Genomic DNA, 11,343 nt, shown 5'->3' on the forward strand with positions numbered 1-11,343 from the left:
CCGGAGGCCTTCAGCCAAATTGCCCCCGGTGCGCAGTTGGCTTAGCGTTGGGCGATATTGGCGACGTGGCCAGTGCCAGCTTGGATCACGCCCACAAATGCATTCCCCAAAGCCTGGGTGATCACAGTGGTGCTTTCGCTGGCATTGGTCTGGTTGACCACGGCTTCGACAGAATTACCCGACTGCAGGATGTCGGTGTAATTATTCACCCCGCCCTGATCGATCGATGCTTTGGTGTCGACACCACTTTGGGTCACGTCGACATCGTTTTTGCCATCAACAGGACCTCGTTGGAGGTTGACCGGGAATATGCTGCCCGTCTGAGTGACATAAACTTCGCCGTTCCGAGATGTGCTCGTTTGCAGGATGGTGCCCTTCGCCCGGTTGGTTGCCGTGGTCTGATCAAACACAACCTTGCCATCTCGACCATTTTGCGTAACTCCGATGCCGCTGGTAATCCCGCGCTGGGTTACATAGGCTTCGTTGTCTTGGTTGGTTTGGGTGACTCGGACCGTACCAAAGCCAAAATTGGTTTCGTTGCCGAATTCATCCAGATTTTGGTTGACGACGCTTTTGTGGCCGGTGCCGCTTTGCTGGACCGTTGCGGTTGCAGACCAGCCTGTCTGATAGACGGCCGAACTGTTATTGGCGCCATTCTGCGTGACATCAGCCCTCAAATCCTTGTCATCGCTATTCCACCGGGTGTCCAAAGAATCAATCTGCGTCACCGTGGAGGTGTTGGAATCACCGGTTTGGATGATGGTCGCCGAATAATTCCGAGGCGCATAGGTTCCGCTCGAGGTGTTTTCACTCATGGTCTGGGTGATCGTTGAGCTGTTTTCACCTGTTTGGGTAACCCGTGCCACCAGAATGTCACCGCCTTGATTATTTGAACGCTGGCTGGCGGCTGCGGTTTGAGTGATGGTCGACTTTGCGTTGTTGGTTTGGTTGACGGTGGCCCGCAACTGACTTGAACCGTCGCTGCTGGCGGTCTGGGTGATGTTGGAAAAGCCCGTGCCGGTGAACCGACCGCTCTGTGTTACGGAGGCGATCAGGTCGCTGGTATTGGGACCGGATGCAGTTTGGGTAATGGTTGAACGTGCCAATTCGCTGCCGGCACTTTGAACCACAGTGGCCGACAGGTTTTTGGAGTTCGCACCCGAAGCAACTTGGTCAATATAGGACTCACCCTTGTCGCCATCTTGTGTGACCGAGACATCGAGATTGCCCTGTGAGCTGCTGCCGGCTGTTTGCGACACGCCTGAGATGTTCTCATTGCCATTCTGAATAATGACCGCATTGGGATCATCGGAGGGTGAGGTCAAAGCATCAGCTTGAGTCACCGTCGACCTGTTATCTTCCCCAGTTTGGCTGGTGGCGGCATAGGCATCGGTTGCAAACTGATTGATCGTTGCCGCATTCTTCGAACCGGACTGGCTTGAGGTGGCGTAATTGCCATTCTTGCGATCAGATGCGCTGCCTTGTGTGATCGTGGCAGTATTGCTGCTGCCACCGGTTTGCAGCGCCATTGCGAAATTGCCTTCAGAGGCGGTACTGTTGGTTCCACCAACGGGGGCCAAGGTCGCATCAGCGGTGCTGAACTGCTTGATTGTGACTTGTGAAGCTGACCCAGTGGCGCTGCCAGTCGACAACGCTTGAGACACGACAACTCGGTTGCCGCTACCTTTTTGGTCGACATCCGAGGCCAAGGCAGGCCCAACCGCATTCACAGTTTGGGTCACATTGGCAAGATTATTGGCGTTGGATTGGGTAATTTTGGAACTGGCATTCACCAAAGCGGCGGTACCGACCTGATTGACATTGGCATTATTGCCGCTGCCTGATTGGGTCACCTCTGAGGACGGTGTCCCCGACGGCAGTGCAGAGGCGCCTGCACCAGTGGCAGCCGCGGCCAGCGCAAGCGCGGACACAGATGCCAAAATGATCTTTTTCATAGATAAGACTCCAGTATTCAGCCAGACGGGTGTCTGGGCTGTGTCGACTTAAGAGGCGCTGGAAAACCCAGCATCATCAATAGTGTACGCTACAACTACATGTCAGCTTCTGGACTGGCCATGTGACCAGAATTGGAAGCTGTAGGCTTGGCCGGGCTGATTTGGCTTTGCCCGGTCCGGTCTCAATTGCCCGGCACTTTGGCCGGTTCCAATTTGCCGATCGGGAGGCCCCGATTGGCAGAGGCGGTAAGTTCCGCGACGGCGACGGCTTCAGCCACGCCCAATGCGGAAGTTTGATGTGCGGACGGTTGAAGTGCAGACACTTTCACCCGATTATCGGGTGGCGTCTTCCCATCAGGCCGGGTTGCAACCGGGGTAACTGGCTTTTTGTCAGACTTCTTGTTGCGCTTTTTTTGTTTGGCGACCTCTTTGGCTGCCAGACGTTCAGCGCGCCTGGCCATGTCATCCAGCTGTTCTGCCGTCACGCGGCCCTCGCGCTCGTCGCGATAGGTCGCCAACAAGGCATTTCCTTTTTGCGCGTCGGCAAATCCCCACAATTGCTGCTCAACCCCTTCCATGATCAGGGCATAAACTGCCTTCTCAATGGCCTGCTGCAGCGCAACCTGGTCGGGTTCGTTGGTGGTCATGCCGGTCTCAGCTTCCAACAACTTTTTATAGCCGACATAGCGAAACGCACCGCCGCCAACCGAATAGGATGCGATTGTCTTGGTGGTCGTAACCGCCGCCAGGACTTCTCCGGTGCGGACCGAGACAGCCCGCAAGGCAACGGTCACCGTATCCTGGCGATATTCAGTACGCGCACTAATGCCCAGAAAGCCCGCGCCGGCACCCCCTGTCAGGGTGGATGTATCATAGCCAACCACCCCACCACTGAGAATCACACCCGCGAACAAAAGCGACGGCAATGCTTCGGGATTGACCTTTGTTTCGCCCAAATAGCGTTCCCGCATTTCGCGAATGATCTGGCGCTCATTGAGCAGATTGGCGAGGTTTTCGCGCTCTAACACCAGAAACCAGTTGCGACGGCCTGCATCCTGCAGCGCCTTCATCAGGATGGATGTGCTGCCTTGGCTCACCGCACGTGAGAGCGTTTGCCCAGTTTCAGACACGCGGAACTGGCCGGTCTGGTCGGTAAAATTATACACAGCCACAGGGACAGGCCGCTCTGCAGCCGGCAGCGATTGCAACAGCTTTTGTGTGCTGGTTTGCTGCTGGATCATGGGCACATCAAGGTTCTTGCCAAGTGGGGCGACTTTCACCGTACTTGACACACATCCCCCAAGCCCAATCAGTGCCGCAAGACTGAGGCAGAGCATGTGACGGCGCATCACTGGATCTCCACAAACAGCGGCACGACCAAGGTTGTGACCTCGCCAGTCTGATCATTGGTGATGGTGATGGTGACATTGACCAGATCGCGCACAAACTCGATCGTCTGCCCGCCCAAGGAAATCTTGCCGCGCTCTTGAGGGTTTTCGCCAAAGATCGCATCGACAATCTGGGACGACACAGCTGACAAAAGCCGCGACTGCAATTGGCGCGCAAAAGCGTCCGCCTGGGAATTGCTGCTGGTGGCACGCTTGTCGCGATAATCATTTTGGGCGTTGGCAACGCCAAGCAAGTGGCTGGAATTAAAAGAATTACCGCCAAAAGTCGGATTGACCGGCTTGTAATTCAGGTCTTGGGCTGCACAGATGCCGGGTAACCCCAGACCTACACCGGTCAGAGCCGTGATGAGGAGCCATTTCTTGGCAAGATGGGGCTGTGCAGGACGGTGAGGACCCCCCGGTGACAGCGCCGCACCAGACGCATCGACACCAATCTCTGCGCGGTGCTGCGAGAAACCTGTGCCGCATGTGTGCACAATTTGCGCGGGCCCATCAGGCCGCCGACGGAAAAATGCCATGCTATCCCCCACCCATGAGGTCATCTTCTGATTGCTGGAATACAAACAAGTTCAGGTACACACGCGTCGTTTCGCCAGAACGCGCACCGATCGGCCTTCGACCTCAAACAATGTCCCCGCAACACATAGGGTGGGGACAGCCACGCCCGATCCCCACATTCCCTGCTTCGTTCCGAAGGCCAGTCGGACTTTAAGGTCCATCATGGTTTGTCAGAGGCTGCACCCATCTCAAATCACCGACACAAATCACTCAAACAAAACTCAAAAATACAGTCGATAGGCACAGACCACAGAGATTGTGGATGGACAGATGCGGCCGCATGCACGTCGCCACTCTCTGCCCATTAATGCTTCATTAACCCAGTAGTAATGAACTGGCAATCACCAGTTTATAGTAAACGCGCATTAAACGCAGTTAATTTAGAGAGATATTCAGGTGAATTCCAAGTGAAAATTTCCCCAAAAAAGGGAAATATGTGCCAATGATTGTCGCCGACTGAAACCGCGCAACCTATTGAAGATACTGAGCATACGAATACTACAACAATATTTCAGTTATCTGACAATACCTTGAATGCTCACAGAAAAAATGATCAGGCATCGTGATTAAGTTGGACAGTTCATACTGTCAATTACCTTACGGTAGACAGATGTGGATATCACAAACTATCCCGCAGTAGGTTTTCTGAACAGCCGCTTGCGTCGGGCTATTGATACGTGTGAATCTTGGCCCATCTAAACCATCAGGGTCTGATTGATCCGACCGCGAATGCGCAATGTCTTCTGGTCCCAAACGCCCTCGATACCATAAATCTCGGCAAGTCGTTCAATGCTCAACGCCTCGATTGGCGGACCATGGCTGATCACGCGTCCCTGATCGAGCAGGATGACCTCGTCGCAAAAGCGGGTTGCAAGGTCAAGATCGTGCAAGACAACCAGCACTGTCTTGCCTGCCTGGGCTTCAGTTTGCAACATTTCCAACACTGCGAAAGCGTGGCCAGGATCAAGGGCAGCAGTCGGCTCATCGGCGATGAGGATGGGGGACTGCCCGACCAGAGCGCGGGCCAGATGTACCCGTGCCAATTCCCCCCCTGAAAGACTGGTGACGGCGCGCGCTGCTAGGTGCACAAGGTCACATCGTGTCAGAGCCAGATCAATCTCGGCGCGATCTGTTGGCCCCAGCCGTCCCAAAGGTCCGCCATAGGCAAAGCGGCCCAGACCAATGGCTTCTCGCACACACACCGGCCAGGCCAGTTTGCGCGCCTGCGGCAGGTAGGAAATCAGCCGTGCGCGCTGGCGGGCGGACAGACTGGCCACGTCTTGACCGGCCACAAGGGCCTGACCCGCCGCAAGCTTCTGCAAGCCCAAAAGAGCACGAATTGCTGTTGTCTTTCCCGCCCCATTCGGCCCCAAAAGACCGATGAGTCGCCCCGGGGTCAGGCGCAGGGACACATCGGCCAGAAGCACCGCTTCACCGGCACAGACGCGTGCAGCCCGTAACTCAAGGCTCATGCCTCGCCCTCCAAACTGCGTCGTCTGGCCGCGATCCAGATGAACAGCGGTGCCCCGATCAGTGCGGCAACCACACCCAATTTCAATTCCTGCGGCGTTGGGGTCAGTCGTGTCACCAAGTCAGCCGCCAGTAGAATGAATCCCCCCAAAAGTGCCGATGGCACCAAGGTACGCGCCGGGTCGTGACCTACCCAGGGGCGCACCAAATGCGGCGCAATAATGCCAACAAAGCCAACCGCGCCGGCCATACTGACCGCCGCCCCTGTCAACAAGCCAGTACCCACCACGACCAAGACTCGCGCGCGACCAATATCCAGACCTATGGCGCTGGCGGCCTCCTCGCCCAAGGTCAGCGCGCGCAAACCCGGCGCTGACAAACCAATCAAAGCGGCACCCGCCAAAAAGAATGGCGCAGCCATCGCCAGATCAGGCAAAGCGCGATTGGCGACCGATCCCATCATCCAATTCATCATGTCAGCTAATGTGAATGGATTGGGGGCCAGGTTGAGCAATAAGGACATCAAGGCTCCGGCAAAACTGGACAGGCCAACCCCTACCAGCACCAGTGTAACCACCGATTGGACCCGCGGTGCGACCTGCGCCAATATCGCAGTCGCCAGCAGAGCACCGGCAATCGCTGCCAGCGGCAACAGCCAAGCCGACATGGCAATCAGGCCCCAATAAATCGTGATGGTGGCAAACAGGCTTGCCATGGCCGAGACCCCCAAGACGCCCGGCTCAGCAAGCGGATTGCGTAACAGGCCTTGCAGGGCAGCCCCGCTGGCCGCCAGGGCCATGCCGACACAGAGAGCAGCCAGCGCGCGGGGTAAGCGGATCTGCCACAAAATCAACTCCGCCTGACGATCCCCAATCCCGACCAAAGCTGGCAACAGGCGTCCCAACGAGAGGCCGATCGGACCGATCAGACACGACACCACCAGCATGATGACACAAAGGCCACTCAAAAAGAGGATCAAGGGGCGGCTGTGATCTGTTACAATCATGGCATGCTCCCATTCAGTCGCTTCGATTGACCATGAGCCTCTCGTCCAGTTTTGGCCATGGCTTCCATCGCATCCATCATGAACCAGCCACCACATGCTGTCGTGGCCCCTTCCAGTCGCACCACAGGAATAGACCGGGTCAAGTCACCGATCATCGGGTTGCGGGCCGCAGACCAATAATCCTGCTGTGAGCTTTGGTCGGTAAAGAAGGCCGTGACCAGAATGTCGGGCCGCGCCTCAGTCAAACGTTCAAGGGGGAGGCTGGACCATCCTGGCGTGGCCTGAAAATTGGTCAGACCCGCCCGCGCCATCATGGCATCCACCATGGAGCCCGGCCCGGTTGTAACCCCTCCGGGCGTAACATATAGGGCGGTGAGACCTTGGGCGGGCTTGATGGCGGCCAAACGACGGTCAAATTCGGCGACCATATCAGCACCGCGCGCCTCCTCACCCAAGGCTTTGGCCGTCTCCAAGGCGTGGGTGCGGACTGCATCAAACCCCTCACCCCAGCCGATTTGATGCACTTTGATACCCGCTTGTTCCAATTGGGCCGCCAATTGCGGACCGCCGCCATAGGTCCGCACCACAAGGTCGGGAGCTAAAGCAATAATGGCTTCCGCATCCGGTCGGACTTGGGGCAAGCCCTTTGCTGCCACCCGCATGTAAGAGAAGGAAGCCTCAGCATCGGGCGATACCGCGGCAATATGTGTGCGGTCTGCCAGTTTCAGGACAAATTGGTCGGCACAGAAATCAAGCGAAACAATGCGGGCAGGCTTGATATGCCGCCCATCCTGTAGCCCATCACGAGGGGGTGGCGGCAGGGAGCAGCCTGCCACCACCAACATCATCAGTCCTGAGGCGCCTTTAGAATGTCGCACGCAGCCCCACCCAAGTTTGTCGTCGCGGCGAGCCATAGCCCGTCACGGTCTGATAGATTTCATCCCGGGCATTTTCCACCCGGCCAAACAGGGTCCAATGCGCGTTGATCTTCTGGCTGGCGCGCACGGTGATCAGATCATAGCCGCCAATCACCACCGTGTTGGTTGCATTATTGAAACTATCCCCAACATGGGAATAAGTGGCTGAAACATCCAGACCAAAATCAAACACATAGCCCAAGGTCGCAAAGCCGGTTTGTTTGGCCCGCCGGGGTAATTGCTTGTTAAAGGCAGCTGTTGCGGCCACCTTGTTGCGCGCATCCAAAGTCGCGAACCCGGCAGATAGATTGAGATGCCGATTGGGGCGGGCTTCCAACGTCACTTCAGTTCCGTCCGCCTGCGTCTTGGCGATATTGTCATAGGTGCCACTGGGTCGACCAACACAGATGGCTGCAGCATTGCCAAAACAAGAAACAAAGTCGATCTGGTTGGTGGTGTCGCGTTTGAAATAAGTGATTGATCCAACCAAACGTCGATCGAACCAAGCCTGCTCAAGACCAATCTCAGCAGAGCGTGCCTCTTCGGGCTGCAGGCGGGAATTGCCGAAGTTGGAAAAGAGTTGAAATGGGGTCGGGGCTTTAAAGCCATCGGCCACCGCAAGCCGCACAATCGTATCACCCCCATTCAAGCTGGCGGCCAAAGTAGCTCGCGTATTCCAAGCCTCACCGAAGCTATCGTGATCACTCCAGCGAACGCCCAAGGTGGCTGTCAGCCACGATGTCGGACTGGCCTGACCTTGAAGATAAAGCGCCGACAAATCATTGCTGGCGCGCAATGGCACCGGGTTAGGATTGGTCACTGACGGGCTGGCCGTGCGCAGGCGACCGCGTTCCATTTCCGCGCCACCCACCAGTTGGAATTGTGGGGTTACATCCAAACTCGATTGCAATTCAATCCGGCGGTTTGTGCTGCTGCCGTCAAATGTTGTCGGCACGCGCAGACTGGGATTGAGATTGGTCCTGTCAGTGCGGGTTTCGCTGAGGCCGATCCGGGTTCGGGACCGCCCGTCCAGCATGGACAGATTGGTCCCGGCATAGACAATCAGCTCATCGGTTTCAGTCTGTTCAGCAGTATCGGCCAACACAAAGGCTGGAGCGGGAAACCCATCGATGCCCACTTTGCTCTTTGACCAATAGACCCGCCCTTCCATCTCGACCCGGTCGGTCAGGGCGTAAGTCAAACGGGTTTGGGCCAATTGATTGCGATAGCCGTCCCGTTCTGTCCCACTCGCAGCCGAACTCACACCATCGGTGTCAAATTGCCCGGCAGCCAACTGATAGGAGAGATCCCCGACTTGGCCCCGCACCGATCCCATGATGCGGCGGCTCTTAAGGTCCCCCCCTTCCAGCGTCGCGGAGGCCGCAAACGGGACATCGCCTGATTGAGTGATGATCTGCACCACTCCGCCAATCGCTTGACTGCCGTACAACACAGATTGGGGTCCGCGCAGGACCTCAATACGATTGAGATTGCCAACCACCAGATTGGCAAAATTAAAGCCCCCGCCAGGCGTCGAAGGGTCGTTTAGTTTGACCCCATCTATCAGCAAAACTGTCTGGTCGCTTTCTGCCCCGCGCACCCGCACCGTGGTCAGACTGCCGACGCCACCGGTTCGGGCAAAGCCAATGCCGGGCACATCGCGCAAGAGGTCGATAACCGGGATTGACTGGGCGCGGGTAATGGCAGGGCCGTCAATCACAGTCACTGACGCGCCAACGCGAGAGATCGGCGTTGGTGTCCGAGTGGCTGTAACCACCACCGTTTCTACCGATTTGTCAGGGGCTGTCTCAGCATGGGCGGGGGGTATGGCCAAGGCTGCGCTCAAAAGCATGCCAACGGGCACAAGAAATGGCTTTGCCGAATAGCAAAAACAACGTGTCATCAATGTCTTTGGTCGTGATGCCCACGACCAACCTCCTTGCATGCAGAAGTGGCGGGCGCGCACCATGCTGCCCACGTCCTGCAGTCGTTGCATCGGAGGAAACCTCCGGCCTTCCCGCTGACCCTGGCAGGACGGACGAACGACGGCGATGGCAGGTCTCCCGGCTCACGGGTCAAGGCTTTGTTTCGGCCTTCCCGGACCCCTCAGGTCCAGTGGCACATCCTGACGCCTGTCAGGAGAAACGCGGCTATCCGCTTACGGTCGCAGGCACGGCTGCCGATTTGGAGGAGGTCCCCCGCACGGCATTCCCTTTTCACCCCAGCTTCCTGAGGCACCATCTGATCGCGAAGGTATCAGCCCAAACCGGCTTTGCCAATCATGAAAAATGCGCGCCCGGGTTGGACGCGCATTGTGTCGATGACAGAATTGGAGAGGCTTGACCTAAAGCTCGTTATCAATCCCGCTATTGAGCAATTGTTCGGCGAAGGCATCGGCATCCGCCGTCAACGCCTTTTGAGCACTGGGCCAGGATTGGTAATAGACAAAGCCGCCCACCCCCAGAATAAGGCTGGCAGCTAAGGCAGAGAAGGTCTTCACCCAGGTTGAACGTGGTCGCATCTGAGCATCATAGGCTGCCATCGCCGCCGTATGCAGGCGGGCCATCGGCATAGCCGGCACCGGGCTGGCCGAATCCAGAGCTTGGGCCAAGGCCTTATTCAACGGATGATGGTCGATCATAGACATGCTGCGTGTCCTTCCACGGACGAGTTTAACAAATCAGCTCTCTCTGCCGCAAGTGCCACGCGCAAAGCACGACGACCGCGCGCGAGAAGCGATTCCACGGCATCAACACTGACGCCAAGAATATCGCCGACATCCTTGGCCGCCAATTCTTCAAAATGAGTCAGCACCAACGCAGCCCGCTGCCGATCCGGCAAAGCCGCCAATGCCGCATCAATCCGGTCGCGAACTGCCTGTTGCTGCATGCCCGTGTCGGGCATTGGGCCTGGATCAGTTGGTTCAGGTGCAGTGCCTTCTTCAACAAACCTGCCCGCCTTGCGCAGGCGATCAAAGCACAGATTGGTGGTGACTTGATGCAGCCACGTCTCAATCCGGGCACGGCCTGTCTGCCACGAAGGCAATATTTTCCACAGGCGGATCAGGGCTTCCTGGGTTACATCTTCGGCTTCTGCCGCATCGCGCAGCAAGCGCCAACTGATGCGCCAGAGGCGGGGTGATACCGCCTCGACCAAGGCAGCAGCCGCCGCGCGGTCGCCACGGCTTGCCTTGGTCATCAGTCCCGCCAGAGGATCAAAGACAAGGGGGTCAGACACCCGCATCAATCCACTTCACTTACCAGGGACGGCCCGGACCGCGGCCAGGCGCACCTTCGCGACCCTGCCGAGCAGCGGCTGCAGCTTCCTCACGGGTCACCCGACCATCCTTATTGGCGTCGGCCCGCTCAAACATCGGATCTGGGCGTGCCAACCATTCGTCACGGCTGATCTTGCCATCCTTATTGGTGTCAAAGCTTGCGGGCGACGGAGGCGGTGGTGGACCGTCCCGACGGCTCATTTTGCGGTCCTTCATCCGATCCATCATCGAGGCACGCGCTGCGTCGGCTTCCTCACGCGAGATGCGTCCATCCTTATTGGTATCCAAACGCGCAAACGCTTGATTAGCGCGTTCTTGGGAGCGGGTTTGCTCATCGCGCGCACGATTGGCCATGGCCACATCAAACTCTGCCTTGGTGACTGACCCATCCTTATTGGCGTCGGCTTGTGCATGGAAATCATCGGCTTGGCCTTGCGAACGGCGGCCGTTGGGCATGCCTTCGGGGCGGGGCGGACGCGATGGCCGAGCGGCCTGCATTTCTTCTTCGCTTGCCACCCCATCCTTATTCTTGTCGATGCGGTCGAACATGGCACCCCGCGCGGTGCGCACTTCATCCAGGCTAATCGCCCCATCCTTGTTCAAATCAGCGCGGTCGAAAAAGCCGGGGCCTTCACCGGGCGGTGGAGGTGGATTGGGGCCTTGCTGAGCCAAAGCTGGTGTGGCCAGCATCAAAAAGCTGGCCGTGGCCAGAAGCGTCTTCAAGTTCATGATCAAGCTCCTCATGAAGGGC

At 57.4% G+C, this 11,343-nt stretch carries 10 protein-coding genes and 1 riboswitch; all 10 genes read right to left on the bottom strand.

All coding sequences use genetic code 11. The features are described from left to right. Positions 1-41 precede the first annotated feature (41 nt). Entirely contained in the window at positions 42-1,955 is a 1,914-nt protein-coding gene (locus tag PbB2_RS09315) for a beta strand repeat-containing protein (RefSeq protein WP_108985048.1), read from the bottom strand. 182 nt (positions 1,956-2,137) lie between these two features. Further along, positions 2,138-3,304, bottom strand: coding sequence for a CsgG/HfaB family protein (locus tag PbB2_RS09320; RefSeq protein ID WP_108985049.1), 1,167 nt, complete (start codon positions 3,302-3,304; stop codon positions 2,138-2,140). Next, positions 3,304-3,882 carry a curli assembly protein CsgF gene (locus tag PbB2_RS09325; protein ID WP_108985172.1) on the bottom strand — a complete coding sequence of 193 codons (579 nt, stop codon included), beginning with the start codon at positions 3,880-3,882 and terminating at the stop codon, positions 3,304-3,306. Before PbB2_RS09325 ends, PbB2_RS09320 begins: the two co-directional genes overlap by 1 nt. A 735-nt stretch (positions 3,883-4,617) precedes the next feature. Then, positions 4,618-5,394 (bottom strand): ABC transporter ATP-binding protein, encoded by a 777-nt coding sequence (locus tag PbB2_RS09330; RefSeq protein WP_108985050.1) that lies wholly within the window; start codon positions 5,392-5,394, stop codon positions 4,618-4,620. Then, positions 5,391-6,398 carry a FecCD family ABC transporter permease gene (locus tag PbB2_RS09335; protein WP_108985051.1) on the bottom strand — a complete coding sequence of 336 codons (1,008 nt, stop codon included), beginning with the start codon at positions 6,396-6,398 and terminating at the stop codon, positions 5,391-5,393. The genes PbB2_RS09330 and PbB2_RS09335 overlap by 4 nt, the downstream gene beginning before the upstream one ends. Further along, on the bottom strand, positions 6,395-7,276 hold the full coding sequence (locus tag PbB2_RS09340) for an ABC transporter substrate-binding protein (protein WP_238164945.1): 882 nt from the start codon (positions 7,274-7,276) through the stop codon (positions 6,395-6,397). The genes PbB2_RS09335 and PbB2_RS09340 overlap by 4 nt, the downstream gene beginning before the upstream one ends. Then, a complete protein-coding gene (locus PbB2_RS09345; RefSeq protein ID WP_238164946.1) occupies positions 7,263-9,167 on the bottom strand; it encodes a TonB-dependent receptor plug domain-containing protein in 1,905 nt (634 codons plus the stop codon). The genes PbB2_RS09340 and PbB2_RS09345 overlap by 14 nt, the downstream gene beginning before the upstream one ends. Positions 9,168-9,351: 184 nt before the next feature. Beyond that, a riboswitch (cobalamin riboswitch) is annotated at positions 9,352-9,571 on the bottom strand. 88 nt (positions 9,572-9,659) lie between these two features. Further along, on the bottom strand, positions 9,660-9,962 hold the full coding sequence (locus PbB2_RS09350) for a hypothetical protein (protein ID WP_133245767.1): 303 nt from the start codon (positions 9,960-9,962) through the stop codon (positions 9,660-9,662). Continuing rightward, positions 9,953-10,513 carry a sigma-70 family RNA polymerase sigma factor gene (locus PbB2_RS09355; protein ID WP_238164947.1) on the bottom strand — a complete coding sequence of 187 codons (561 nt, stop codon included), beginning with the start codon at positions 10,511-10,513 and terminating at the stop codon, positions 9,953-9,955. Before PbB2_RS09355 ends, PbB2_RS09350 begins: the two co-directional genes overlap by 10 nt. 58 nt (positions 10,514-10,571) lie before the next feature. Continuing rightward, complete coding sequence (locus PbB2_RS09360; protein ID WP_192576272.1) at positions 10,572-11,321, bottom strand: EF-hand domain-containing protein; 750 nt, start codon at positions 11,319-11,321, stop codon at positions 10,572-10,574. Positions 11,322-11,343 lie beyond the last annotated feature (22 nt).

The organism is Candidatus Phycosocius bacilliformis (assembly GCF_003112735.1).
Classification (GTDB): domain Bacteria; phylum Pseudomonadota; class Alphaproteobacteria; order Caulobacterales; family Aquidulcibacteraceae; genus Aquidulcibacter; species Aquidulcibacter bacilliformis.

Bases quoted from the DNA above. Each gene is read 5' to 3' on its own strand.
- PbB2_RS09355 (WP_238164947.1), bottom strand. From the start codon at position 10,513: ATGACCAAGGCAAGCCGTGGCGACCGCGCGGCGGCTGCTGCCTTGGTC.
- PbB2_RS09360 (WP_192576272.1), bottom strand. From the start codon at position 11,321: ATGAACTTGAAGACGCTTCTGGCCACGGCCAGCTTTTTGATGCTGGCC.
- PbB2_RS09320 (WP_108985049.1), bottom strand. From the start codon at position 3,304: ATGCGCCGTCACATGCTCTGCCTCAGTCTTGCGGCACTGATTGGGCTT.
- PbB2_RS09345 (WP_238164946.1), bottom strand. From the start codon at position 9,167: ATGCTTTTGAGCGCAGCCTTGGCCATACCCCCCGCCCATGCTGAGACA.
- PbB2_RS09315 (WP_108985048.1), bottom strand. From the start codon at position 1,955: ATGAAAAAGATCATTTTGGCATCTGTGTCCGCGCTTGCGCTGGCCGCG.
- PbB2_RS09325 (WP_108985172.1), bottom strand. From the start codon at position 3,882: ATGGCATTTTTCCGTCGGCGGCCTGATGGGCCCGCGCAAATTGTGCAC.
- PbB2_RS09330 (WP_108985050.1), bottom strand. From the start codon at position 5,394: ATGAGCCTTGAGTTACGGGCTGCACGCGTCTGTGCCGGTGAAGCGGTG.
- PbB2_RS09335 (WP_108985051.1), bottom strand. From the start codon at position 6,398: ATGATTGTAACAGATCACAGCCGCCCCTTGATCCTCTTTTTGAGTGGC.
- PbB2_RS09350 (WP_133245767.1), bottom strand. From the start codon at position 9,962: ATGTCTATGATCGACCATCATCCGTTGAATAAGGCCTTGGCCCAAGCT.